The 26,077-nt window shown below is 48.1% G+C and carries 29 protein-coding genes and 1 riboswitch; of the genes, 21 read left to right on the plus strand and 8 right to left on the minus strand.

Translation table 11 applies throughout. The annotated features are described in order from the left end of the window. The first annotated feature begins 212 nt into the window (after positions 1-212). The 8 genes from BS614_RS05775 to nfsA all read left to right on the plus strand — a co-directional run bounded on the left by BS614_RS05775 (position 213) and on the right by nfsA (position 7,499). Positions 213-398, plus strand: a complete 186-nt coding sequence (locus BS614_RS05775; protein ID WP_017691007.1) for a hypothetical protein — start codon at positions 213-215, stop codon at positions 396-398. A 123-nt stretch (positions 399-521) separates the two neighbouring features. Beyond that, positions 522-1,010: a GNAT family N-acetyltransferase gene (locus tag BS614_RS05780; RefSeq protein ID WP_074093223.1), complete on the plus strand. Its 489-nt coding sequence runs from the start codon at positions 522-524 to the stop codon at positions 1,008-1,010. 165 nt (positions 1,011-1,175) lie between these two features. Next, positions 1,176-1,532, plus strand: coding sequence for a metal-sensitive transcriptional regulator (locus tag BS614_RS05785; protein WP_074096703.1), 357 nt, complete (start codon positions 1,176-1,178; stop codon positions 1,530-1,532). 59 nt (positions 1,533-1,591) lie between these two features. Beyond that, the gene (locus BS614_RS05790) at positions 1,592-1,792 is read left to right on the plus strand and encodes a copper ion binding protein (protein ID WP_017691004.1); all 201 of its coding nucleotides are present in this window, start codon (positions 1,592-1,594) and stop codon (positions 1,790-1,792) included. Between the two features lie 216 nt (positions 1,793-2,008). Then, on the plus strand, positions 2,009-4,495 hold the full coding sequence (locus BS614_RS05795) for a heavy metal translocating P-type ATPase (RefSeq protein ID WP_074096704.1): 2,487 nt from the start codon (positions 2,009-2,011) through the stop codon (positions 4,493-4,495). A 352-nt stretch (positions 4,496-4,847) separates the two neighbouring features. Beyond that, the gene (locus tag BS614_RS05800) at positions 4,848-6,008 is read left to right on the plus strand and encodes a YhgE/Pip domain-containing protein (protein ID WP_074093224.1); all 1,161 of its coding nucleotides are present in this window, start codon (positions 4,848-4,850) and stop codon (positions 6,006-6,008) included. A 155-nt stretch (positions 6,009-6,163) separates the two neighbouring features. Next, a complete protein-coding gene (locus BS614_RS05805) occupies positions 6,164-6,763 on the plus strand; it encodes a TetR family transcriptional regulator (protein ID WP_074093225.1) in 600 nt (199 codons plus the stop codon). Next, positions 6,756-7,499 (plus strand): oxygen-insensitive NADPH nitroreductase, encoded by a 744-nt coding sequence (nfsA, locus tag BS614_RS05810; RefSeq protein WP_074093226.1) that lies wholly within the window; start codon positions 6,756-6,758, stop codon positions 7,497-7,499. Before BS614_RS05805 ends, nfsA begins: the two co-directional genes overlap by 8 nt. A 115-nt stretch (positions 7,500-7,614) precedes the next feature. On the opposite strand, the gene BS614_RS05815 is transcribed toward nfsA, so the two are convergent. The 7 genes from BS614_RS05815 to BS614_RS05845 all read right to left on the minus strand — a co-directional run bounded on the left by BS614_RS05815 (position 7,615) and on the right by BS614_RS05845 (position 13,543). Continuing rightward, the gene (locus tag BS614_RS05815; protein ID WP_074093227.1) at positions 7,615-8,445 is read right to left on the minus strand and encodes a TatD family hydrolase; all 831 of its coding nucleotides are present in this window, start codon (positions 8,443-8,445) and stop codon (positions 7,615-7,617) included. 81 nt (positions 8,446-8,526) lie between these two features. Beyond that, on the minus strand, positions 8,527-9,435 hold the full coding sequence (locus BS614_RS05820; RefSeq protein ID WP_074093228.1) for an ABC transporter ATP-binding protein: 909 nt from the start codon (positions 9,433-9,435) through the stop codon (positions 8,527-8,529). A gap of 38 nt (positions 9,436-9,473) precedes the next feature. After that, the gene (locus BS614_RS05825; protein WP_036616724.1) at positions 9,474-10,232 is read right to left on the minus strand and encodes an ABC transporter permease; all 759 of its coding nucleotides are present in this window, start codon (positions 10,230-10,232) and stop codon (positions 9,474-9,476) included. After that, positions 10,232-10,522, minus strand: a complete 291-nt coding sequence (locus tag BS614_RS05830) for a thiamine-binding protein (RefSeq protein WP_017690996.1) — start codon at positions 10,520-10,522, stop codon at positions 10,232-10,234. The genes BS614_RS05825 and BS614_RS05830 overlap by 1 nt, the downstream gene beginning before the upstream one ends. A 254-nt stretch (positions 10,523-10,776) precedes the next feature. Further along, a complete protein-coding gene (locus tag BS614_RS05835) occupies positions 10,777-11,817 on the minus strand; it encodes an ABC transporter substrate-binding protein (protein ID WP_074093229.1) in 1,041 nt (346 codons plus the stop codon). 308 nt (positions 11,818-12,125) lie between these two features. After that, positions 12,126-12,238, minus strand: a riboswitch (TPP riboswitch). Between the two features lie 145 nt (positions 12,239-12,383). After that, positions 12,384-13,139 (minus strand): NAD-dependent epimerase/dehydratase family protein, encoded by a 756-nt coding sequence (locus BS614_RS05840; RefSeq protein ID WP_074093230.1) that lies wholly within the window; start codon positions 13,137-13,139, stop codon positions 12,384-12,386. Between the two features lie 17 nt (positions 13,140-13,156). Next, positions 13,157-13,543: a VOC family protein gene (locus tag BS614_RS05845; RefSeq protein WP_074093231.1), complete on the minus strand. Its 387-nt coding sequence runs from the start codon at positions 13,541-13,543 to the stop codon at positions 13,157-13,159. Positions 13,544-13,717: 174 nt separating this feature from the next. On the opposite strand from BS614_RS05845, the gene BS614_RS05850 reads away from it, so the two are divergent. Continuing rightward, positions 13,718-14,227, plus strand: coding sequence for a DUF2798 domain-containing protein (locus BS614_RS05850; protein WP_342351886.1), 510 nt, complete (start codon positions 13,718-13,720; stop codon positions 14,225-14,227). Positions 14,228-14,651: 424 nt separating this feature from the next. Here the strand turns inward: BS614_RS05850 and BS614_RS05855 are convergent, their stop codons facing one another. After that, positions 14,652-15,887: an MFS transporter gene (locus BS614_RS05855; protein WP_074093233.1), complete on the minus strand. Its 1,236-nt coding sequence runs from the start codon at positions 15,885-15,887 to the stop codon at positions 14,652-14,654. A 387-nt stretch (positions 15,888-16,274) separates the two neighbouring features. Between BS614_RS05855 and serS the strand changes: the two genes are divergently transcribed. The 12 genes from serS (at position 16,275) to BS614_RS05920 (ending at position 26,053) form a co-directional block, all read left to right on the plus strand. Beyond that, positions 16,275-17,573: a serine--tRNA ligase gene (gene serS / locus BS614_RS05860; RefSeq protein WP_074093234.1), complete on the plus strand. Its 1,299-nt coding sequence runs from the start codon at positions 16,275-16,277 to the stop codon at positions 17,571-17,573. A gap of 416 nt (positions 17,574-17,989) precedes the next feature. Further along, a complete protein-coding gene (locus tag BS614_RS05865) occupies positions 17,990-19,096 on the plus strand; it encodes an Ig-like domain-containing protein (protein WP_074093235.1) in 1,107 nt (368 codons plus the stop codon). 386 nt (positions 19,097-19,482) lie between these two features. Further along, positions 19,483-20,034: a GrpB family protein gene (locus tag BS614_RS05875; protein WP_074093236.1), complete on the plus strand. Its 552-nt coding sequence runs from the start codon at positions 19,483-19,485 to the stop codon at positions 20,032-20,034. A gap of 4 nt (positions 20,035-20,038) precedes the next feature. Then, the gene (locus BS614_RS05880; protein WP_074093237.1) at positions 20,039-20,446 is read left to right on the plus strand and encodes a ribosomal maturation YjgA family protein; all 408 of its coding nucleotides are present in this window, start codon (positions 20,039-20,041) and stop codon (positions 20,444-20,446) included. 28 nt (positions 20,447-20,474) lie between these two features. Further along, on the plus strand, positions 20,475-21,032 hold the full coding sequence (locus tag BS614_RS05885) for a GNAT family N-acetyltransferase (RefSeq protein WP_074093238.1): 558 nt from the start codon (positions 20,475-20,477) through the stop codon (positions 21,030-21,032). 51 nt (positions 21,033-21,083) lie between these two features. Beyond that, the gene (locus tag BS614_RS05890; RefSeq protein ID WP_074093239.1) at positions 21,084-21,413 is read left to right on the plus strand and encodes a DUF952 domain-containing protein; all 330 of its coding nucleotides are present in this window, start codon (positions 21,084-21,086) and stop codon (positions 21,411-21,413) included. Between the two features lie 69 nt (positions 21,414-21,482). Continuing rightward, positions 21,483-22,073: a DUF1572 family protein gene (locus tag BS614_RS05895; protein WP_074093240.1), complete on the plus strand. Its 591-nt coding sequence runs from the start codon at positions 21,483-21,485 to the stop codon at positions 22,071-22,073. After that, the gene (locus BS614_RS05900; RefSeq protein ID WP_074093241.1) at positions 22,070-22,660 is read left to right on the plus strand and encodes a histidine phosphatase family protein; all 591 of its coding nucleotides are present in this window, start codon (positions 22,070-22,072) and stop codon (positions 22,658-22,660) included. The genes BS614_RS05895 and BS614_RS05900 overlap by 4 nt, the downstream gene beginning before the upstream one ends. A 3-nt stretch (positions 22,661-22,663) precedes the next feature. Further along, complete coding sequence (locus BS614_RS05905; RefSeq protein ID WP_084174414.1) at positions 22,664-23,497, plus strand: DUF2785 domain-containing protein; 834 nt, start codon at positions 22,664-22,666, stop codon at positions 23,495-23,497. 38 nt (positions 23,498-23,535) lie between these two features. Then, positions 23,536-24,252, plus strand: coding sequence for a 5-oxoprolinase subunit PxpB (pxpB, locus tag BS614_RS05910; protein WP_074093242.1), 717 nt, complete (start codon positions 23,536-23,538; stop codon positions 24,250-24,252). Then, positions 24,249-25,280: a 5-oxoprolinase subunit C family protein gene (locus BS614_RS05915; protein ID WP_074093243.1), complete on the plus strand. Its 1,032-nt coding sequence runs from the start codon at positions 24,249-24,251 to the stop codon at positions 25,278-25,280. The genes pxpB and BS614_RS05915 overlap by 4 nt, the downstream gene beginning before the upstream one ends. Beyond that, positions 25,280-26,053, plus strand: coding sequence for a LamB/YcsF family protein (locus BS614_RS05920; protein WP_074093244.1), 774 nt, complete (start codon positions 25,280-25,282; stop codon positions 26,051-26,053). Before BS614_RS05915 ends, BS614_RS05920 begins: the two co-directional genes overlap by 1 nt. Positions 26,054-26,077: the final 24 nt, after the last annotated feature.

The raw sequence follows: 26,077 nt of genomic DNA on the forward strand, positions 1-26,077 counted from the left end.
AAGGCCCCTTTTTTCCACCCATTTCGATGAATTCCCGTGATATAACGTGTCTGAGATTCGTTACATTTTCATTCCCCCTATATTTGCCCTTATAAGGTGTGTACGATTCGTTAGATCTCCCGGCCTGATCCTTGAAGAGAATGATAATGCAGAAAATGGGCACGTTATATAAAGGAACATCAACATGAATACGAAAAAGGGAGGACTCTATGATGACACAGAACAATCAACCTCAGGACGAGGCGGAAATTCGCAACAAGCTGGATGAAGACGGGGATTCCTTGATGGAGAAAAAGAAGATTTTGAGCGGAGTAGACATTGAGCCGCAGGCGGACGAATGGGCAGCGAAGCCATCACCTGTTGCTTTTAATGAAGGAAATGCTTCTTCGAAAAAATAAACAACATGAGCATCATGTGGGCTTGATGGAATGAAGATAAATTTAGCGAAGCAGGTACCCTTATGGTATCTGCTTTTTGGTTGTATAATAATGTAAAATTCAGTAGACGAAAGAGTGATTGGGATGAGTACAGGTACGATTAACATCCGAAAGGCAGAAATGAGGGACTACTCTGGCGTGTCATTGTTGAAAGATGAGCTGCACCAGATGCATGTCGAGGCGCGGCCGGATCTATACAGAGCGTTAGAGACCAGAATGGAGAAAAAGGAGTTCATCGAACTGCTGGAAACGGACAAGCGTTACCTATATGTTGCCGAGTCTTCGGAAACGGGTTTGATTCTGGGTTACGGGAGTGTGCAGTTAAGTGTAATTCAGGATAACCCATTGATGGTGGATCGCAAGATGTTGTACATCCATGAACTTGTAGTGGATAACAAGCATCGGGGCCAAGGAACAGGCAAACAGTTACTAGAAGCATTCATCGAGCTAGGGAGAGAGCTTCAGGCAGATAGCGTGGAATTGTCCGTTTCAACGTTTAACTCTGGAGCACAGACTTTCTATGAACAGATGGGTCTGGTCGTCCGCAGCAGCAGGATGGAGTATACCTTGTAAGATGCATCGCTCTATTTAATTAGGAAGGATTCATCCATTTTTATCAAAATATCAGAATACTCTTGAATACCCCCATGGGGTATGTTACTCTTAGAAAAGAACGAAAGAAAAGGGGTGTTCATGATGGATCATCAGAGCCATCCCGAGGAACCTTTGCAATCCTCCATGTCAGATTCAACGGAAGCTTCGGCTACAGTTCAAGAAGCGGTATCCTGTCATGCCGAGGGCAGTGATGGGAAGCATGTGCGCAAGAGTCACCATTCGCAGGAGATGAAGAGTAACCTGGTTTCTCGTTTGAACCGTGTGGAAGGTCAGATTCGCGGGATCAAGGGATTGATCGAGAAGGATACGTACTGTGATGATGTGCTGACGCAGATCGCGGCGGCTCAGTCTGCTCTTAATTCAGTAGGCAAACTTTTGCTTGAAGGCCATATGAAGAGCTGTATCGTTGAGCGTATTCAGGCTGGTGAACATGAAGTTGTGGATGAACTGCTGGTTACGATGCGGAAGTTAATGAAGTAAGCTGAATCAATTCACCTAATTAAGTTATCATTTTAATATACCCCAAGGAGGAATTTACAATGTCTAATGTTACGTTGAACGTTACGGGAATGTCTTGCAATCACTGCGTGAAATCAGTTGAAGAAGCTGTGAAGAATACCGGTGCGAGTGGTAAGGTTGATCTGGCAGCGGGGACAGTAGCGGTGGAATATGATGAGCAGACGGTGAACGTGGATCAGATCAAAGCTGCGATTGAAGATCAGGGATACGATGTAGTCTAACGGGATCACAGGCTTAAACCGAACATGCTCATGGGCGAAAAAGAGGTCAGAGTACCTTTTTCCAAGAGTCAGGTTTAAGCCTAATTTTCTGTCTGATATATACCCCTTGGGGGTATCTTGGTATAACATACAATAAATCGAATCGACATGAAAGGAGCTGACATGATGGATAACTCAACGAATAAACCAATGGATAGATCATCCGAACCCACACCAATGCCACCTATGGCAGAAGCACCAGGACTGAAGGCAACACTGCACATCACTGGGATGACCTGTGCTGCGTGTTCGACACGAGTGGAGAAGGGCTTGTCCCGCATGGAAGGTGTGCATCAAGCCAATGTGAATCTTGCCATCGAACAGGCAACCGTATCTTATGATCCGAAGACGACCAATGTGAATGCGTTGCGGGATAGAGTAGAGGCGCTTGGCTACGGTACGGTGTCCGAATCGGTTGATCTGAACATCACGGGTATGACGTGTGCTGCTTGTTCTGCCCGGATCGAAAAAGGTCTTTCCCGACTACCGGGGGTATCTCAGGCGAATGTGAATCTGGCGCTGGAAACAGGGCATATCGAATATGCCGCTGGCGCACTCAAACCTTCGGATATTACCGCCAAGATCAAGCAGATGGGCTACGGTGCTGAACTGCAATTGACGCAAGAAGAGACCACATCGGTTCGTGAACGTGAGCTGCAACGCAAAAAGTGGAAATGGATGATATCTGCGTTGTTATCGATTCCTTTGCTGTGGGCAATGGTGGGGCATTTCTCGTTCACATCCGGAATCTATGTCCCAGATCTGTTCATGAACCCTTGGTTCCAGCTGCTGCTGGCAACGCCGGTACAGTTCGTCATTGGGTGGCAGTTTTATGTGGGGGCGTACAAAGCATTACGTAACCGCAGTGCCAATATGGACGTTCTTGTCGCACTGGGTACCAGTGCAGCGTTTTTCTACAGTCTGTATCTGACGCTAACCAGTGGCTACTTACCTTCTACAACCATGGATCATGGGGCAATGGGAACGAGCACAGCCGCCATGCCTTCGGTAGAACTCTATTATGAGACAAGTGCAATTCTGATTACGTTAATTCTACTTGGAAAATGGTTCGAAGCTGTGGCGAAAGGTCGCTCTTCACAGGCGATCAAAAGCCTGATTGAACTGGCTCCACGTGAAGCCCGTGTCATCCGTGATGGACAGGAAGTGTTGGTTCCAGCCGCATATGTTGCGGTGGGTGATCTGATCCTGGTGAAGCCGGGGGACAGTATCCCGGTGGATGGTATCGTTGAAGAGGGCCAATCCTCGGTGGACGAATCCATGTTAAGTGGAGAGAGCCTTCCCGTGGATAAAAAGCCGGGAGATCCCGTTACAGGTGCTACGCTGAACAAAAACGGGGTATTACGGCTGCGTGCGACCCGAGTGGGATCGGACACGGCTTTGTCCCAGATCATCAAAGTGGTCGAGCAAGCTCAGGGCTCCAAAGCACCGATCCAGCGGATTGCAGATGTCATATCGGGTATATTTGTTCCGATTGTCGTGGGTATTGCCGCGTTGACATTCTTGATCTGGTATCTGTTTGCAAGTCCAGGTGACTTCGCTGGTTCCCTTGAAAAAGCGATTGCCGTGCTCGTCATTGCCTGTCCATGTGCACTGGGGCTGGCAACGCCGACCTCTGTCATGGCTGGATCAGGACGTGCGGCTGAATATGGCATTCTGTTCAAAGGCGGCGAACATCTGGAGTCGGCACAACAGATTCAGACCGTGGTGCTCGACAAAACAGGTACAGTAACCCAAGGCAAACCGGTCCTTACCGATGTTGTTACGGCTCCGAATTGGACGGAATCTGATCTGCTTGAGCGAGTGGGAGCGGCCGAACAGAGTTCCGAGCATCCGCTGGCAGAGGCGATTGTTGCAGGTATTCGTGCCAAGGGTCTGGAGCTAACCCCAACAGAGAAGTTCGAGAACATACCGGGATATGGTGTTCGAGCTTCAGTAAACGGGCAGGAGATTCTGGTCGGCACGCGTCGTTTGCTTGCAGATGCACAGGTGAATGTCTCTGAGGAAACCGTTCAGCAGATGAACCGTCTGGAGGAACAAGGGCGTACAGCGATGCTGGTAGCGGTAGATGGTCAGTGGGCAGGGATCGTGGCTGTGGCTGACACCATCAAGGATACCTCTCGAGAAGCCATTGGTCGTCTTCAAGCGATGGGGATCGATGTTATCATGATCACGGGAGACAATGAGCGAACAGCTCGTGCTGTAGCAGAACAGGCAGGGATCGGTAAAGTTCTGGCTGAGGTTCTGCCGGAAGGCAAGGCTGCGGAAGTGAAGAAACTTCAGGAAAGTGGCCTGAAAGTCGCGATGGTAGGTGACGGCATTAATGATGCTCCGGCACTCGCTACAGCGGATATTGGGATGGCGATCGGAACAGGAACGGATGTAGCGATGGAAGCGGCGGATATTACGTTGATGCGTGGTGATCTGAACAGCATTGCAGATGCCATTGAGATGAGCCGGCGCACGATGGGGAACATCAAACAAAACTTGTTCTGGGCACTCGGTTACAATGTTATTGGTATTCCAATTGCGGCAGTTGGCTTCTTGGCTCCATGGTTGGCAGGGGCGGCGATGGCGTTCAGCTCCGTATCGGTTGTACTGAATTCCCTACGTCTGCAACGCATGAAGTTGAAGAGAAATGACTGACCGACTTTTGTTTGGAGATATATTCAACACCTCATTGTCAATAAAGTGGGGATGAATAAATACGCGGTTCGCTGCGGCGGACCGTGTTTTTTGTTGAGAAAAATACAGTTGAGTCGCCAGAAAGTAAGCCTGAATCGTTGGTATTAGATGTTCTTTTCTACGAAGAAAAGATAGCATAATGCCCTTTTGTGAAAATGGATCGATTTTATTCATGAATAAAGCTTACGTTTTCTGAATTTTTCAAAAATGAGTTGACAATATGGACATATTCACATAAAATTTAAACGATCGTTTGATTCAAACAACTGTTTAAATCAAATTAGAACTATTTGAGTAATGGAGGACACCTTTTATGTTACAGGCTTTACGTACATTGTTTAAAAAACCGCCAGTGATTGTAGGGATCGTAACAGCACTTATGTTTCAAGTGATCTTTAGCGTGATCTGGATGACCGCATATTCTGGAGTAAATGACCGTACGAAAGAATTGACGGTTGCGATTGTGAATGAGGACGGCGAAATGTCCAAAGGAATTGCAGACTCGCTCGCAGGAACACTGCCTTTCCATACCGTATCCAATCTAAGCGCGGCTGAAGCGTTGGATCAGCTGAATCATCACCAAGTACACATGGTGCTGGATATCCCGGCTGGGTTTAACGAATTGCTTCAGACGGCTGGCTCAACCGCCGAGATTAAATACACCATTAATGAAGCGAACCCGGTTACGATTAAAAGCATGATGCAAGGTGTATCACAAAGTGTGACAAACACGATTAACAAACAAGCTACAGCACAAGGGGTACAGACGGTATTGACCGCTTCAGGTGCACCTGCCGATCAGGCTGCTGAAGCCGCTACAAACCTGACTACCCGAGTGGAAGGAACGACAACGTCCATCAACCCGGTTAACGGGATGAATAATCAGATGGTGCCGATGATGATGGTACTGGCTTCCTATGTAGGTGCCATGATCATGGGGATGAACCTCCAGACAGCCATGGGTATGCTGTCATCTACCTATTCCCGCTTGACTTTGTTTGGCGCGAGAGTAGTCATTAACGTGGGTTCTGCATTGGTCGTTTCCTTGCTGGGATCATCGTTGATCGTGGCACTGGGAGGACAGATTGCACAAGGATTCGTTGCATTCTGGTTGTTCCAGGCGCTCTTCCTGTGCACGTTCATGTTCTTCTCCCAGTTCTTCCTGATCTGCTTCGGACCAGCAGGAAGTCTGTTCAACATCATCTCACTGTCCTTGCAACTGGTATCTTCCGGTGCAATGGTACCGCGTGAATTGCTGAACAGCTTCTATAGCGGCATTGGGCAGTACCTGCCTGCAACATACGCCGTTCAGGGTATTCTGAGCGTGCAGTTGGGAGGCCCAGGAGTTCAGTCTGCTGCGGGCTCTATCGTGATTGTACTGTTGGTTGCCGTTGCGTTGTCACTGGTCGTGACGCTGTTGAAAAAACAACGCATGCCAGCTATGGCTCCAAGTCCTGCTCAAGCAAACAACTAATACAGCAGATGCATACCATTGCATCATAGGATAGGACAAGCACCCCGATGATTTTCATCGGGGTGCTTGGTGTAATATAATAGACAGATGAATCGCTGGCTGCAGTCCTTGAGCTGGAGCGAATGAGATGAACGGACAAGAGGGAGCGGGACGGAATGACGGAACCGGAGTTGGATATCAAAACGAGGATATTGCTTGCAGCCAAGAAGCTTTTTGCACAGCAAGGGTATGACGGGACGAGTGTTCGTCAAATATGTGATGAGGCAGGTGCCAATGTGTCGCTGGTGTCTTATCATTTTGGCGGCAAAGAAAAAGTGTTCGAAGCATTATTTGAGCATTTCTTCCCGGGGCATATGATGAACGCGCTGGCGGAAGAGTCGATGTCCTCGCCTGTGGAAGGTATCCGCCGAATTATTGGTGAAGTTGTGAAGTTCACGATGACGGATCGGGAGATGAGCGATATTGTGCAGCTTGAAATTACACTGCGGACACATCGTACAGCTACCGTATTTCGTTTTCTAGACCCTGTATGGACCCGAGTGAGGGACCTGCTGCAAGAAGGAAAAGACCAGGGATTGTTCCAGGTCGAGTCCGTATCTTATGCAATGCTTCAGGTTATGGGCGTGGCTTTGGCGCACAAAAGGGCCAAGAATTCACGATTTGGCTTTGATTATCAGGATATGAATACAGACGAGCTTGCTGAGCAGACAATTGAGTTCGTACTACGAGGATTGGGAGTGAACCACCATGAATGAAACCATTGAGTTGATGATGAAACACCGCTCTGTACGCAAATTCAAGCCAGACCCGGTAAGTGAAGAGCAGCTTGCAGCCATCGTAGCGGCTGGACAGATGGCTTCCTCTTCAAGTAGTGTGCAAGCATATACCGTAATTGCTGTGACTGACTTAGAGCAAAAAGCCAAGCTGGCTGAATTGGCAGGCAACCAGGCCTATGTCAATGAATGTCCGGTGTTTCTTGTATGGTGTGCTGATCTGTATCGGCTGAGTGATGCTGCGAAACGTCATCTTCCTGAAAAGGAATCGTATGCCGATTCAACCGAGAATTTCATGGTAGCCACGATTGATGCTGCTCTGGCTTCCCAGAACGCCGCTCTTGCAGCGGAGTCACTAGGGTTCGGAATCGTATATATTGGCGGGCTTCGTACCCGGATTGAGGAAGTTGCTGAGCTGTTGGAATTGCCGGAAGGGGTATATCCGGTGTATGGCATGTGTATTGGCGTTGCAGATCAGGAAACGGGAATTCGCCCGCGTCTGCCACTGGATGCAGTCCTGCATCATAATCGTTATAATGCCGAGCAGAGCATCAAAGGTGTTGAGCAGTATGATGAGACAACGACGGCGTACATGAAAGAACGGACTAACGGTGAAAGAACAACTCCATGGTCCGAACTAATGGCGAAGCGCCTGACTGAGCCGACAAGGTTACAGGTGAGACCTTTCCTGGAAGGCAAAGGATTCTTGAAGCGTTAAGTTATATAGTAAATTAGAAGTCAGTCGGAGCGAAACCGACTGACTTCTTTGTGCTTTGTTGTAAAGTGCTGTGTTGGCAGGGCAAGCGAGAGCACTTGCTGTTACCTGATTGTAATCAAGTTAAGCCATAGAAACGCTTTGTGTTCTGATAAAAGAGGCGGGCGGTCCGCTCGGTTCCCATGCCAGTGATTTCACTCCAAGCCTGGATGACCTGTCTGGTCATGGCAGGGTGTGTCATTCGTCCCTGAAATGGTCCTTCGAAGGGCCAAGGTCCGTCGGTCTCGGCCATCACTTGTTCCGATGGATATTGCCGGGCGAGTTCACGAATCTCTTCTTCATACCGAATATCCGGCGTGAAGGAGATGAAATAGCCGTTGTCCGCTATGCGCCTTACGGTTTGGTGAGAACCTTTGAACCAGTGGAAATGGGCGCGTCGGAACTGATTTTGCTCCAGTAGATCACAGACGATATCCGCATCTTCGTATACCGCATGAAGGACAAGTGGTTTGTTGTACTTTTTGGCAAGTTGGATGAAACGTTCAAGCAGTTCAATGTACCCGCTCTGATCGAAGCGCTGCCCTGCCTGCTCCGCTTCCAGACGATTGTAATAGGGGAGCCCGACTTCTCCTATTGCTGTAGCTTGTCCAATATGCTTCTCGATCCATTGGAAGAACAGGTCTAGTTCTGCAACGGACGGCAGTTCCTGTTCCGGATGGAAACCGAAGGCCGGATAGATGTTACGTGGATGTTGTTTTGCAAGCTCCAGATTGACCCGGGCAGAAGCGAGATTCATGGACACAGCAATGACTGCTTCGACCTGCTGAGACGGGAAAGATAACAGCATCTCTCGTTGTTCGTCAGGGGTATACTGATCGAAGTGAATATGAGCATCAATTAATGGTGCAAAAGCTTGAGAATGCACGAGGGAATTCCTCCTTGTGTTCATTTATATTCTAACTATGTTACGCAGAATTTCTTGTGGTGGATCACCCATTAAAGGAAAATAATAACTTAAAAACCCGCGCTATCAAGATAGGCGGGCTTTCTGCTGTTCTTCTCTCATCCACTGTGCAATCTGCCGTTTACGCTCCAGAAAAGCGGATTCCTCCGTAATTTCTTCTCGTCTTGGGCGGTCAAAAGGAACATGTACCTCGTGCAACACCGTTGCAGGTCGGTTGGATAACACATAGACCCGATCTGCAAGTAGCAATGCTTCTTCGATATTGTGGGTGATGAACAGCACCGAGCGGCGGTTCTGTTCCCAGATATCGAGCAGCCAGCGCTGCATGTCGCTACGTGTCAGTGCATCCAGCGCGCTGAAAGGTTCGTCCAGAAGCATGAGTTCCTGCGGACTGAGCAGGGCACGCAGAAATGCAGCACGCTGCTGCATTCCGCCCGACAGCATATGAGGATAGGCCTGCTCGAACCCGGCAAGACCCACGCTGCTTAACCACTTTCGAGCCTCTGCAAGTGCTTCGGCCCGATGTGGAGCGCTTGAAGCTACTTCACCAGCAAGTAGTACATTATCTTCAATGGTACGCCACGGGAAAAGGGCGGGCTGTTGCGGCATATAACTAATCTTGCCACGCTGTCCCGTTACATTCTGACCGTTCATAAGCACTTGGCCTTCCTGTGGCTTCAGCAGACCGCCGATGATATGGAACAGGGTACTTTTGCCACAGCCGGATGGACCAACGATAGCGACAAACTCGCCTTGCTCCACAGTCAGGGATAGGCCGTTCAGAACCGGTAACCTGCTCCGCCGTTCACGGAATGATGCATGAACATCAACGACTTCCAGTGCAGGTGGAACCGGAGCAGGAGTCGTATTGGCAGATCGATCAGGCGTAGCGGAGTTAACCTTTTCACCGTGCGTTGGCTCCATTACACTTGCTCCTCGTCCAGGCTGGACTTGTTCATCCTGTTGCCGATTCATATGGTCATCACTTCCTAATATACAGATTACTTGCTTTATTACCGCTTCTGTGGCCGCCAGCGCACGAGAAGCTTCTCCAGTAGGGCAATGAACAGGAAGAGCAGCAAGCTGAGCGCGACAATAATCATTATCGCCACGAATAGGCGGTCCGTACGATAAGCCGACTTTTGCAGCATCATATAATAACCAATACCCTTGTCTGCACCAATCCATTCGGCGATGATGGCGCCCATCACGCTATAGGTAGCGGCGATTTTGACACCGGAGAACACGGATGGCAGCGCATGGGGAAGCTCCAGCTTCCAGAAGATCTGATGACGTTTCGCACCAGCCATGCGCATATAGTTCATCATCGCTGCATCTGTACGGGTCAATCCGTCCATGGCCGCCACTGCAACGGGGAAGAAACAGACGAGGATGATGGTAATTAGCTTGGGCAACAGCCCGAATCCAAACCAGATTAACAGGAGCGGTGCGAGCGCAATGGTTGGGATATTTTGACTAAGAATAAGTAAAGGATACAGGGCTGACTTGAGAAAAGGGACCAAATGCAGCACCATCGCAATCAGTAATCCAACCGCTGTTCCAGCGGCGAATCCAATCAGCGTTAACTGAATGGTTGCGGAAGCGTGCATACCAAGTCGTTCGGCCTGGGTTGCCGCTTCGCGGGCGATGTCGGATGGTGCAGGCAGCATCCATTTCTCAATATGGAAGAGGGAGACGGCTCCCTGCCATATCGCTATAAAGAGAATAACCGCCACAATGGGCGGCCATACACTTTTGAAATAGGCAGGCATTAGCGATACTTCTCCGTCAGGGTATCCATGCTGAAGCCAGTAGGGCTATGGGCGATTTTGATCTGGGAGATGATGCTTGGGCTGCCAGCCTCCACAAGTACCTCGTGCATTTTACGTACAACTTCCAGCAGTTCCTCCAGTTCCCCCTCCATTGTGGTGTCGAGCGCGTTCACCTGATATTTCAGGCCGGATTGCTGAATAACTTCAATGGCGCGATCTACATAAGGATAAGAGTTCTCGCCATTTGGCGTTTTCGGAATAACCTGAATGCTAAGTAGTGTGCTTGCCATGAGAGATCACGGCTCCTTTCGTGATAAATTACATGAATTGAACCAGGTTTACACTTATCACTCCGATTGCAGTACCCTCTTCCGATCACTGTTATCCCCGGATTTCTTTAATGAGTTCTAATGGAGGAAATCCGGGGATAGCATATGCTTCCGAAGGAGCTTTCTTTCAGAAAGCTTTTAGGTGAGCGCTTCGCTTCTTCAGATGGGTTCTGCACTCTTCGTTCTTGTGTAAAAAAGTTAAACTTAAGCAATTTTTATTGGGGTAAAAACTCGTTTGTATATGCTTTGCTCACATCGATCTGTTCATCCAGCAGTTTTTTGCTAAACATCCAGTCGGTATAGTTCTGCCACACTTCCTGTTTTTGCTCACCCCAGCGCGGGGCGTCATCTGTGTACTTTGGACTAAGCCATTTCTGGCTTGCCAGTACGAGGTCTTTATCCAGATCCGGTACGGCCTTAATCAGAATGTTCGCTGCGTCTTCGGGATGATCAATCGCATATTGATACCCTTCTGAAGTGGCCTTCAGGAATGCTTTCACCAACTCAGGGTCGTTTTGGATCGTCTGCTCGTTTGTTACGAGGACAGGCGTGTAGTAATCCAATGCATCTGAATAATCCTTCACATATAACATGTCGATTGGTTCCCCGCGCAGTTCGGCTTCAATACCTGTCCAGGCGTAGAAAATCCACGCGAAATCAATGTCCCGTTTCACTGCGGTGAAAAAGTCAGCGTCACCCATGTTAATGTTTTTCACTTTGGATACATCTGCTCCGTCGCCTTCCATAATGGATTGCATCACGGCTTCTTCGACTGGGGAACCCCAACCGCCATAGGTTTTACCTTCAAAATCTTTCGGTGACTTGATATTCCGATCCGCCGGAGCAGCGAACCCGGAGGTATTATGCTGAATAACTGCTGCGATGGAGACCAATGGAACACCCTGTGTGCGGGCTTGAGTTACACTCTCCTGATAACTTACGCCAAAAGGCACTTCATTCGAGGCAACCATTGTATCTGCGCCACCGGCACCTGGTTGTACAATCTCCACGTTCAAGCCTTCGGCCTTATAAAAACCTTGATCTACAGCTGTATACAGGCCTGTATGATTCGTATTCGGTGTCCAGTCGAGCACCACTTTAATATCTTTCAGGGCGGCAGTGTCACCTTCGTTGCTGCTTTCCGTATTTGTGTTGCCGTTCTGCCCAGCTGGGGCAGCTTCTTTGCCACCACATGCGGCTACAGTCACCATAAGCACGCATAAGAGCAACAATCCCATCGTTTTACGCCATTTCATCTGTGGTTCTCTCCTTCGGTATGTCCGGCCGATTGGCACGGGGTACTCCTTGGCTTCATATCCAATCATCTTGCATAAATCGACAGATTTATACCAGTTGAGATCCGGATGACGTTATTTTTGAGCGTAAGTAAACGTCCATCGATGTCATTCAAGGAAGCCAGACCGCGTTTAGCGGCAGTTTTTCTTGCAATATCAGAAAGGTGATGCTTCCAAACTTATACTTTCTGATAGTAACAAAAAAAGCGCCCCGTAATCCGGGACGCGTGCAGGCGTTAGAGAGGTGGCGTTCAGCCATAGGGCTGTGCCATTTCGATATACTCCGATTCCTACGCTGGCATGATCCAGATCAGGTCTAAGGGTTAGTATCTTGGTGGGATACACTCTCAGCCGGCCAATTCCGACTCCCCTGGGAAACTATGAAGTTACGGGCATTACTAGGTGTAATTATAGGCCAGCCGGTGGAACGTGTCCAGTCAGGAACTGGATAGGGACATGTATGAACTTATCAAACAGGCCATTATACATATGTATAACAGCCTGTTTAGATGTGTTATTTTCAATAATTATCGTGGCGAATCATATAAGGAAATCTGGCTGAGTGCAAAAGCATCGGATTTGGGGTCATAACCTACCTGTCTCTGAGTGGTTTCCAGATTTAATCGTTTAAACCGATTATTCGAGATCCCATGCAGTATGGTGAAGGGTTCCAGATCTGTAGTTGTAATTGCTTTGAACATCAAATCACACAAGTCAGACGGACTAATATACGCGCTCATATCCCTTGCCTCCAGAACTGGTCCGTCCGGTTGAAAATCATCATATGCACCTATACGTATCGCAACACTTTGTAAACCTTCGGTATACGCAAAATAGGAAGCGAGCGATTCTCCAAAACATTTGCTAACCCCGTACAAATTCCGTGGGCGTGTCGGCATGTCCGGATAGACCTGAGCATCAATGGGATACCCCTCGATCGTCTGTGCACTGCTTGCCAGAATGACTCTTCGTACACCTTGGTCCTTGGCTGCACGGAATACATTAAATGTACCTTTGATATTGATGTCCAACAACGATTCATAAAATCCGGCATTCGGTGAAGGATCTCCCGCCAGATGTACAACCACATCCATGCCTTCGCAAGCATGCTGACAGGCTTCAGGATCTGTCACATCCAGTGTCATGATCTCATGGCCGGTCCCTTGATACGTATGCAGTCTGTCGATATTTAAATCCGTTAGTCGCAGGTGAAATGTCTCTGACAAGTGTTGGGACAAGTCACGTCCAATTTTTCCGGCTGCGCCGGTAATTAAAATGTTCATAAAATCAGCTCCATTTCTTAGCGCTGGAAGAACTCAATCCATTCCTTTTCAGGTCCATAGATGAAGAAATAACGGTAATCGTTAGGCAGTGTGATGATCTCTCCATCGATAAATTCGGCTTCGGTGGCTTGGATGCGTTTGTACTCAGAATCAAGATCATCCACGTGGATGGCAAAATGGTGCACGGTTCCTTCGGAAGGCAGCTTGTCGCTGTACCCTTGAATTAACTCAATCTCAGTCTCGTTACTTCCATTGAAGCCAAGAAAGGCGAGCTGAATGACGCCGTTAGTATGGGTTACCCGGTCTTTCAATTCAAGACCAACAATCTCCGTATAGAAACGGAGTGTGGTCTCCAGATCACGCACGGCAATACCGATATGGTCAATGCGTTTTTGAAAACTCACAATCAAAAACCTCCTTATATAGTGAAATTTTCTACCATTTTAAGGGATATCATAGGGCTATACCACGGGGTTGTCAAATATAGTTTTAAATTGGAAAAATCACAATTGTTCACAGAATGTTCACTTATGTGGAGGGTTTCCTCATCTCTATAATTACGAAGGTAAACAGAGAGGATGAGAGAATTGCCAACCAGCAAGAAGGAACAAATTATTTTCGGATTAATGATGTGTATAGGAATGGTCTTGGTCATGATGTTCTTCAATCTATGGCACAGTGGGTTACTCGGCAAGATGTCCCCGCTTGAGATACTGCTTCAATTCATACTATGTTTTGTCATCGCGTTTCTGGTGGAGTCTTTCATTGTTGGCCCTGTGGCGAGAAAGATTGCATTCTCCTTGCCCTTTGACAAGTCCAACAAGATTTTGGGTGTGCTCGTCATGTCATTTTTCATGGTGATTGGCATGGTTCTGATCATGTCCATGTATGGAATGATTTCAGCGTATCTTGCAGACCAATTAAGTGGGGGTTCCATATTCCGTACCTATCTTCAGACGATCGCTCGCAACTTCAGCCTGGCGCTTCCATATCAGTTAATCATTCTGGGACCACTCGTGCGATATGTATTCGGTAAATTCATCAAGGATAACGGGCCCGTAATGCCTGTCGTTAACAAAAGTGTGTGATTCACCCAGACCCAAAGTATTTCCTGGGCAATCTTGTGCAAATGAATAGATCGTATTCTCACCTTTAATGAAAGGTGATCAGAGAGGCAAAGATAGGACACTTGCCACCATGATAACAGCGCTAACGAATCGAGAACGCCTTATTAGGCCAGTTTTTAAGGAATGAAAAATCTAACGAATCTCAGCGGCGTTATTATGCAAAAAACCTCCAACGAGGCATTTAATTGAAGTTAATTATCTATAATAACGTCTCTAGGATTCGTTAGATTTCAAACATGCGGAAATGGATGGGAATAGCGTGTGTTAGGTTCATTAGAACAGAGTAACGCTACAAAAAAATGCCCACTGTCAGGTCATGACAGTAGACATTTCAATATCTTTAATAGGTATTTCTAATCCTCAGGACTAGACCAACACAGAACTGTTAAGTCGCAGAATTCACTATATGTTTGTTCTGCCATTGATACGTGATTACGCTAATGACAAACAGGCCAACTGCAAAGATCGCAAGCATCCATGCAGACTGATTAACCGCCAGATGATCAAGACTCCATCCCGTAGTCAAAGGCAGAATGGCACCGCCAACCCCACCTGAGGCAATCAAAATGCTGGGTGTGGATTCTTCTGTTCCGGGCAGCAGTTTACTGGCAAAGACAAGGGCAATGGAGAATATCCCTGACATCGCAAGTCCAAGCAGTAAGATGATGAGAAATGCAGACCAGATTTGGTTTGTGAATGGAAATATCATTAACAAGAGAACAGATGCAAGACAACTGTACAGGACATATACGCGGTATTGGAATTTCTCTGCGATATACCCGGCGAAGAGCCGTCCCACGGACATGGCAATCCAGAAACAGGTGACACTAAGGGCTGCTCCGGCTTCCTTCATGTTCATTTTCTCAATCAGAATCGCTGGCATGAAGTTCGCAAGACTCATCTCTGTGCCAACATATAGGAAGAAGAATAGGACGAATAATACCAGAAGAGTCCTGTTACGGCCACGATAGGTTGGACTGGATGTACTTGCAGATGCGGGATGCATCTCACCCGCTGTCCCAGCAGAGTGCGTATTTACGGGAGCTTGATTTGAACTCTGTCGCTCTAGAAACTTATCGAGTTCACCGAATGATCCTTTTGCCCAGAAAACAAAGGTCAGCGCTGCGCAGATCGCAACAACGAGAAAGGAGAGACGCCAGTATCCGGCAGCAATCAGACCGCTGGCAATGAGCGGCATGACCATCGCTCCGATCCCGAATAACACTTCCAGTCGACTCATGGCAACGGCTGTATTGTCTTTGATTGCAGCGATGATAATGGTGCCAATAACAGCTTCAACCATTCCGAATCCAAAGCCGGCAGCGGGTGCAATGACGAACATCCAGCCCCATGGTGGCAACAGCATATAGGAAAATTCTGCAATACAGAGTAGTGCTGTGGCGATTAACAGGCCTCCCCGTTTACCAAAGCGTCTGTTCAGCCATGGAGATAACAATACACCACCCAGGAATCCGGCAAATTGGGCAAAGATCAGCGTTCCGCCTTGGCTATAATCTTTGCCGTAATGTTCAAGTGCAACCGGTAGAATGGAACCGAGCACAACGTGGGCAAGTCCAATCAGGAAATAGGACAGACATCCGATCCAAAGTAATTTTTTCATAAAGAACCCCTTCTACTTATATACATAAATTGAGGATCACAATAAAGCGCAATCTTGAAGACAAAGTCTATCATAACAGGACATGTTAAGTTGTGCCATGAATTCCTGATCGATACAGAAGGTTGCAATCTGGTCCGGCGTTCGTATATACTGAGACCAACAATTACAGATCGGACCATGCCGTTGAAGAGCATCCAACTCGGAGGCGTTTTCGCCAGGGGAGCGATATTTCCCCAAGTTAACCGGAACCGCCCGTTATCGCGGACCAAGAGGCTGGAAGCAGGATATCCTGATTCAGCAAGTTGGGTGGCACCGCGAGCAGAGCGCTCCTCGTCCCAAGGGATGAGGGCGCTCTTTGTATTTTTACAGCCAAAGGAGACGGTGACCATGTTAGAAATGAAGTGGATTCGTGCACATGCAGAAGAGGTTCAGGCCGCAGCAGACGGGAAAAAAATCAAGATCAACATTCGCACATTGTTAGAGCGGGATGAGGAACGCAGGACACTTTTGCAGGAATCGGAAGAAGGTCGCAGGTTGCGCAATACGTTATCTGCTGATATTGGCAGACTCATGCAAGCCGGGAATCGGGAACAGGCCGAGGGTTTGCGGGCTCAGGTGAAACAGATCAATGAACAGTTGGAACAGGTGGAAGCGAGGCTCGCCCCTGTGCAGGAGGAAGTAACCAAGCTGCAATGGCTGGTACCCAATATCGTATCCCCGGATACCCCAAAAGGTACGTCGGACGCAGACAATGTAGAGCTGCGACGTGTGGGAGAGGTGCCAACGTTCGAGTATAACACCAAAGATCACGTGGAACTTGGGGAGTTGCATGATCTGATAGATATTCCCCGTGGAGTTAAGATTGGCGGTACACGAAGTTATGTATTAAAAGGGGCTGGCCTGTTATTACATCGAGCAGTACAGCAACTTGCGTTGGATTTGTTGCTGAAGCATGGGTTTACACCAATGGAAGTACCGCTGATGGTCAGGGAGGATGCGCTGGTGAACACCGGATTCTTCCCAACCGGTCGAGATCAGGTCTATGAACTCGAAGGGGAGAACAAGTGGCTGGTGGGAACTTCTGAAGTGCCGCTGGTCTCGTATTATGCCGATGAGATTGTTGATGTTCAAGAGCCTGTGAAGCTGGCCGCGGTATCGACGTGTTTCCGCAGTGAAGTTGGCTCTGGCGGACGGGATGTACGCGGATTATACCGTGTGCACCAATTTGCCAAAGTTGAGCAGGTCATTCTCTGTGCCCCTGATGCGGAAGAATCGGAGCGCATGCTGCAAGAGATTACTGGACACGCCGAAGAATTGCTGCAATTACTGGAACTGCCGTATCGTGTTGTCGCTGTATGTACCGGAGATATGTCGCAGAAAACGTACAAACAGTATGACATCGAGACCTGGATGCCAAGCCGCGGTGCATATGGAGAAACGCATTCGTCGTCGAATCTGCATGATTTTCAGGCGCGCCGTTCGAATATTCGTTGCTTGGATGCCGAAGGCAAGTTGGCCTATTGTCATACGCTGAATAATACGGCGGTGGCATCACCGCGTATCCTGATTCCTTTGCTTGAGAATCATCAGCAGGAGGATGGAAGCATTCGCATTCCGGCAGCCCTGCGGCCCTATATGGGCGGGGCCGAGAGCTTGATTTTGCCAGAGCAGGATGAAGTGAAGTAGAGAGGTTAGTTAAAGCTCTAGTAATTCAAAAAGGGGATGTTCCACACGTCATGTTGCATGTGACGATGGGCATCCCATTTTCAATGGTAACAATATTTAACGAACCAATTTCCTACTATGTTGTGCTGAACTGATCCGGTAAGTGCTTGGACCTAAGATATAGCTTACTTCTTTGATTAAAATTCCTTCGTTTATGTAAGTAAATAAAATTATTTCTTAAATGTTAACGCAGCTTCCATTCACGCTCGTTAATGATTTCAATTTGTCCAGATTCAAGGGCGCGACCTTCCCATATTATACAATGAAAATCATGAATTGTTCCAAGACTCTCACTTATGTTATTCAACTTTATGCAATTCATATCCGATATAATATAATAGAAGTAAAATATTGGATTATGGGAGATGGATATAGAAATGAGTAGAATCAAACTGGCGCTTCGAGGCACACTTGCTCTAATTATGGCATTAACAATACTGGTCCCTTCGTTGGCCTTGGCGGCTACTGGTGACGTGAAATCGATTGAAATAACCAATAGCAGCCCGCAGAAGATGAGTGTTTCCGAAACAGCTGCGCTTCAGGTGATGGCAACGGTAGAAGGTTTTGATAACAAGCAGGATGTTACCGAAGGCGTGACTTGGTCCACCAGTAATGCAGCAGTCGCTACGATGGTGAAAGGCAAAGTCAAGGCTGTGGCCGCGGGCGAAGCAACCATTTTTGCAGAAGTAGACGGGTCTAAAGCCCAGTTGGTTGTGCAGGTGCAGGAGAAGATCAAAAGCATCAAAGCTTCACCAAACTCCTATAATTTCGTTAAAGGCAGTGAAAGCACCCTTCCGAAAGTAAGCATTACCCGTGCGAATGGTAAGGAAGAGGATGTGACGTCTGAGATTGTGTGGTCCGTGTCCACTTCTTCGGCTGTGCTGGAAAACGGTAAAATCAAAGGGGTTACACCCGGCAGAGTATTGCTGCAAGGCAAATACGGAACAACGGTTGTGAAAGTCCCCGTTGCTGTGACGGATGAGATTACCAAAGTTGAGGTCACTCCTGCCACAATGCAGCTGAACATCAAGAAGTCCAAAGCGTTGAAGGTGATTGGCACCTACGCGAATGGCAAAACGATCAACCTTTCGAAACAAGTGATATGGACTTCTTCCAATACAAATGTAGCTATCGTGAAAAATGGAGCAGTTAAAACGCTGACAGAAGGACAAGCCACCTTGACAGGAACTTATCAAAATCAGACAATAAAGGCAGAGGTTACCGTTGTACCTTTGCTCAAAAAGTTGATTACAGGCCAGAAAAAACTGGTTTTGTCCCCACAGGGAAGTACAACGCTGAGTGTGATGGCACAGTATGATACGGGCAAGACCACTGTTGTGACCAACAGTGCGGTGTGGAGCAGCACAAAGCCGGGCGTAGCGACAGTAACAAATGGCAAGATCGTGGCTGTAGGCAAAGGTAAAACGTCCATCACGGCCAAGTGGGGCAACAAAAAAGTGACGATCCCTGTTACGGTAAAATAAATCTTCATATAATAAAGCATCTTGCATGATCCGAAAATTAGTTTCAGTACATGACATCGTTAAAATCATCAATATCATCAAGGTAACAGACAACCAAGGGGCGTAGACATACGCTCCTTTTTTGGATATATAGAAATATGTATCTGAAATGCCTTCTGCTTTAACAACTATATAAGGGGATTGGATGGGATGAATATGAAAGCTTCGATTATAAGCTCAGACGCTAACTCTAGTGATCTGGCTTACCTGAAATATCTTCTTTTATCCCTAAGTTCCATACTTACATTTCAACGGAGTACTACGATTAAGCGCATGAAGCAACGCACCTATGAAAAATACAGAGAAGGTTACCATTTAAAATGTCTTGGTGAAGAGGAGATACCTGAATGACAGATCCAATGCAACCGGAAAACTGGCCTTCCTGGGCGACAGAGTCGGTAGAGATTGCTCCGGCCAACCCCAACTGGGACGCACAGGCTCAGGAAGAAATCCTGCAACTCAAACGTCTTCTACAGCAGTTTAATATCCAACAATTCGAACATATCGGAAGCACGTCCATTCCAGGGTTACCCGCCAAGCCCATTATTGATCTGATGGCAGAGGTACAGTCATGGGACGACATGGATCTGATTGCGGATCAGCTGAATCCGTTGGGCTGGAACTACGTTCCGCCTGAACTGGATGGACGGGAGTACAGACGATTTTGGGTCAGGGTTAAGGATGGCAAGAGAGCTGTACACCTTCATCTAATGCGCCCGGGGGAAGAACGCTGGGATCGTCAAATTCGGTTTCGGGATGTGCTGAGAAAACGCCCAGATCTGGTGGAAGCTTACGCCGTCCTGAAGGCAAAGCTTGCTGATGAGAACAAGGAAGACAGGGAATCGTATACCGCTGCCAAAACGCAATTTATTTTACAAGTGCTTGATGAAGGCGTGTGATTGATTGAAAAGCGTACTTATCAGAGACAGGCTGATCTATTTCTTCGCAGTCATGATGACCATGGCGGCAGGACTCGCATCCAGACACTTTGGTGAACGATTGCCGGATTGGGTGCATGAACATTTCGGGGATGCATGTTGGGCGGGCATGATTTATTTCGGAGTACGCATGGTGTGGCCTCATCGCAGCTTGGTATGGGCGATGTGTTTGAGCTGTGTATTCAGCTGGATGATTGAGTTCTCGCAGTTGATTCAGACGCCTTGGCTGATTGAGATACGCTCTACCGTATTAGGTGCTCTTATTTTGGGACATGGTTTTCTGGTGATCGATCTGATTCGATATACGGTCGGTATTCTGTGCATGGTTATGATAGATCGTTATTTCCTGAGAAATAAGATGGCTGGATCATGAACTCAAGTGAATCATGGAGGTGTGCTGCATGAATGTAGAAAAACTTTTTGCCGAATCGCCCGAATTCGAAACACAGCGGTTAAAGCTGAGGCGCCTTGGGATGGATGATCTTGATGAATATTATGCGTTTGCCTCTGATCCGCGAGTGAGTCAGCAGAGCTTGTGGAAATGCCATGAGACGGTGGAGGATTCAATTCAATATATTCAGCGGGTACTGGATAATTATGAACGGAAAACGGTACATATCTGGGCTTTTGTTTTAAAGGAAACAGAGACCTTGATCGGGAGAGGTGGCATTTTCCATCTCAACGAACCCATGCAGAGTGCTGAACTGGGGTACGCAATAGCCAGCAGTCAATGGGGTAAGGGTCTCGCAGCAGAAGCGATGCAACCCATCGTGGATTATTGCTTTCGGGAATTGGACTGCAATCGGTTGGAGGGGAAATGTAATGCAGGCAACATAGGCTCTGCACGCGTAATGGAGAAGCTGGGCATGTCGTACGAAGGTTTGCTACGCAAACAGTTGAAGATCAAAGGTGTATTTACGGATCAAAAATTGTACTCCCGTATCCGGGATGATCTATAATACTTCCAATGACACATAGGGTACATCGCAGAAATTGAAGGAGGCGGAACCATGATCTATAGTATTATTTCCCGTTCGTTGTGGGAGCAAGTGTCAAAGGGGAGTGAGTATGCACCAGATAGCCTGGAGACAGACGGATTCATTCATTGTTCCACCAAGGAACAGATCCCATGGGTAGCCGGGCAATATTATGCAGGTCGCACGGATCTGTTATTGCTCAGTATTGATGAGAAGTCGTTAGAGCCGGAACTGGTATATGAGGATCTCTACGAATTGAATGAACTATATCCACATATCTATGGAGAGCTGAATCTGGATGCTGTTCGCAAAGTCATCCCATTTGAACCGAATGCAGACGGTACATTCTCATTTCCTGAATAAAATAACATGTGACGCTTCTGTTTGAACATGATCAGGGGTCATATTACTTTTCCGAAGGGCGGTTAACGGATGGATATGAATCAGGTTTTTCTGGAGACAGCGGAGAAACAATTCTTGTATTACAAGCAGCTCGGGGAAAAAGCTATGGCACAACTGGATTCCGAGCAATTGTTTCAATCCTGGAATGAAGACGCGAACAGCATTGCGGTAATCGTAAAACATCTATGGGGCAATATGCTGTCCCGTTGGACGGATGTACTGACAACAGATGGTGAGAAACCGTGGCGTGAACGAGACGCCGAGTTCGTGAATGATATTTCTTCCCGGGATGAGTTGCTCTCCAAATGGGAGGAAGGCTGGAATTGTCTACTCGAATCCATTCGTTCATTTACCCCGGAACAATTGTCTCATATCATATATATTCGAAATGAAGGTCATACCGTGATGGAGGCCATTATCCGGCAATTGGCACATTATCCGTATCATGTCGGGCAGATTGTATTTGCCGCGAAAATGCTCAAAGAAACAGCTTGGGACAGTCTCTCCATTCCGAGAAACGGGTCTTCTCAATATAATGGCGGCAAATTTGCCAAGCCGAAGGCACGCAAACATTTTACAGAAGATGAACTTCATATAGAAAAAGGTGAGGAACAACAATGACTCAAATTGCATTGATTCGCCATGGAAGCACAGCGTGGAATAAGGAAAAACGTTCGCAGGGACAGACGGATAATCCGCTGGATCAGGATGGCAGGGAACAGGCGGTATTACTTGCCGCGAGACTGGCCGAGGAATCCTGGGATGCCATCTATGCAAGTGACTTGGAGCGTGCAAGTGAGACGGCTCGCATCATTGGTGATCGCTTGGGCATTCAGGAGATTCATCTGGACCCTAGACTTCGCGAGATGGGTGGGGGACAGGTCGAAGGAACAACGGAAGAGGAACGGTTAGCCAAGTGGGGAGCGGACTGGAGTACTCTGGATCTGGGACGTGAGCTTGCAGATGCAGGGACTGTTCGAGGCAGTGCGGTGCTTGAAGATATTGTACAGCAGCACCCCAATGGAAGAGTGATCGTTGTAAGTCATGGGGCCGTCCTGCGGAATATACTGCGAGGTCTGGTGCCTGAACTGGATATCAGCGTGAAACTGTCCAACACATCCATTACCCGGATCGCCAAGAATGAGAATACGTGGCAATGCGAACTGTACAATTGCAGCGTGCATTTGGATTCGCCCGGGGAGTCTTAATAGATGGATGCTCTGACGTTAAAACAAAAATTACAGCATATTCAGTCGTCTAATCATTCCATTGATCACGAGGAACAGCCTTACGAATTGGCACTGTATATGATGAAGCATATTGGTAGTACTGATCCTGTCCTGCGGGATGAATTGATCTATGTTACGTTTGCAACCTGGATTGGACAGGGTGTATTTTCGGAAGATCAGCTAAGGCATATGTTGCAGTTGGCGCTGGACGATCAGCACCTGTTCTATGCGATCGGAGAGCAGGGAACGGATAGTGTGTTTACGCGTACGTTCTCCGTATTGTTACTGCCTCCCATTCTGAATGTGGATCGTCAGCGACCTTTCCTGGACCAAGAAGATATCGCAGGGATTCATCATCGGTTGACTACATATCTGGAACGTGAAAAAGATGTTCGCGGCTACGCCGATAACAAGGGCTGGGCGCATGCCCCTGCACACGCGGCGGATGCGGTTGAAGACTTGGCACAATCGCCATATCTGGAGCGAACGGATCTGCTGGAACTTCTGCACGCACTCGCTGTAAAAATAACGGAATCAAGTGTGGTTTACATCCATGATGAAGATCAGCGAATAGCGCATGCTGTGATTACCATTCTGCGTCGCAATCTGTTGGAGACAAAGGATATTACGACGTGGATCGATTCCCTTCATCAAGGAGACCAGGCGTTGAACAGATCACTTCTGGAAACCAGTCATAGGAACCTGAATGTGCGTCTGTTTTTACAGACACTGTATCTTGCGATACGTACAGAAGAAGATGAGCCGTTTCCGGCGGTTTGTTCACTGGTATTGCAGGCATTGGAGAGAGATAAATAACGATACGCTAAACGTTTGGAAAAAGGGGGAGATGGCGCATGACCAAACAGACGTATGCATGGACGGAAGAGATCTTATCTCCGCTGGGTGAGACAGCAGTTATCATCGATTGCGGGGATCACTTGTCTGAAGCGGTGCAGCGCAGAGTGATGTCTGTATGTGCTTTTTTGGAAAAAAGCAGTTTGCCAGCCATGATCGAATGGGTACCTTCATATACGTCCGTTACAGTATTTTATGATCCGTTCATCTCCCCGTACCCCGAGTTATGCCGAATTCTGCTTCAGCAGTTGAATCAAATGAAGGAATCCGTACAAGACAAACCCAGAACGGTCACGATTCCCGTATGTTACGGTGGCGAATGGGGGCCTGATCTGAACTACGTTGCCAGTGAGCATGGACTGACCCCAGAGGACGTTATTGCGATTCATACATCCGGGGATTATCTCGTACATATGATTGGATTTGCACCGGGTTTTCCTTATCTCGGCGGGTTATCCGAACTGATTGCTACGCCCAGAAGAGCGACGCCGAGGCTCCGGGTTGAGGCGGGGACAGTAGGTATCGGTGGCAAACAGACGGGAATCTATCCGGTGGACACACCCGGAGGATGGCAATGTATTGGACAAACGCCACTCCGGTTGTTTCGGCCGGAAGAGAACGTACCGAGTTTGCTGGTAGCAGGTGATCGGGTTCGATTCAAACAGATTACGATGCAGGACTATCTGGCGTTGAAGCGGAAGGAGGGCGAACGATGAGTATTGAAGTGATTCGCCCTGGTCTGTTATCTACCGTTCAGGATGAAGGCAGAACCGGTTATCGCCGGTATGGTATTCATCCTGGCGGGGTCATGGACACCTTTGCAGCCAGAGCAGCCAATATGCTTGTGGGCAACTCCCGACATGCGGCAGTACTGGAGATGACGATGACGGGGCCAGAGCTTCGATTTCAGGAGAGCCAGCTAGTCTCGTTATGTGGAGCCGATCTGACGGCAACGGTGGATCATCTGCCTGTACCCTTGTGGCGTCCGGTGCTGGTGCGGGCTGGAAGTGTACTGAAGTTTGGTCAATGTCGTCATGGCTTGCGTGGATATCTGGCGATTGCGGGTGGAATAGCTGTGCCTGAAGTGATGGGCAGTCGAAGTACAGACCTCAAGACAGGTCTTGGCGGTGTGGAGGGCCGAGCCTTGCGCGTGGGGGATCTGTTATCCATAGGTGAACCTTCTGGTGAAGCGCAAGGTTGGATGCATCGTATGGAGCAGCAGGTAAAGGAGAGTGAGCGGGACCACCGAATATTGGCGCCTGCGTGGCTTTTATCTGAACGTGAAAGACCTGACTATTATGGGCAACCTGTTATTCGTGTGATGGAGAGCAAGGATAGTTCGCTGTTCAGCCAAGAAAGTCTGGGACAATTCTATGCCGAAAAATACGTGATCTCTTCACAATCCGATCGGATGGGCTATCGCTTACAGGGCTCCAGAGTGGAGCTGGATCAGCCCCTGGATCGACTGTCTGAAGCCGTTACCTATGGCACGGTGCAGGTGCCACCGGATGGTCAACCCATCATCTTGATGGCAGATCATCAGACGATTGGAGGTTATCCTGTCATTGCACAGGTAGCTCGGGTGGATATGCCAATCCTGGCTCAGGCTAGGCCAGGAACCCGAATTTCTTTTAAGAAGATTACGCATGATCAAGCCGGACAGTTGTATATGGAACAGGAAATCAATATGCAACTCATAGATAAGCTGATACGCAGAAGAATGGCAGGAATGGGGAGCGCTTAATGAATACCTCGAAAACTTTGGATATCAATTGTGATCTGGGCGAAAGTTATGGTATATATCGCACGCTGTCGGACGAGGCCATTCTACCCTTGATTACATCAGCCAATATTGCCTGCGGGTTTCATGCAGGGGACCCGGCTACAATGCGGATGACGGTAGAGAGGGCATTGGAGCATCAGGTGGCAATTGGAGCCCACCCCGGGTTGCCGGATTTGCAAGGGTTTGGGAGAAGACGTATGGACATTACGCCACGGGAAGCATATGACATGGTGGTGTATCAGATCGGTGCGCTGGATGCATTTGTCCGGGCAAGTGGAGGGCGAATGCATCACGTAAAACCACATGGTGCTTTATACAATATGGCCGCAGAAGATGCGAAACTTGCTGAAGCCATCGCCGAGGCGATCTATCAAGTACAGCCTGATCTGTATTTGTATGGTCTGGCGGGCAGTGAGCTGATTCATTCCGCAGATCGCATCGGTCTGCGCAGTGTGAGCGAGGTGTTTGCGGATCGAACCTATGGAGCGGATGGCAAGCTAACCCCTCGCAGCCAAGTCGGAGCCATCATTGAAGAGTCGGGACAAGCAATTGCTCAAGTGCTTCGGATGGTGAAAGACGGCGTGGTTCTATCCACGGTTGGTACGTTGGTTCCCATTAAGGCAGAGACGGTCTGTATCCACGGTGACGGAGCAAACGCTCTCGCATTTGCTCAAGAGATTCGTCGTGTGTTGGAATCGGAAGGCATTAAATTATCTGCGCAGACAACAGAATGATACGCCTGTTCAGTAGAACAATAG

It is taken from the genome of Paenibacillus xylanexedens (assembly GCF_001908275.1).
GTDB lineage: Bacteria > Bacillota > Bacilli > Paenibacillales > Paenibacillaceae > Paenibacillus > Paenibacillus xylanexedens_A.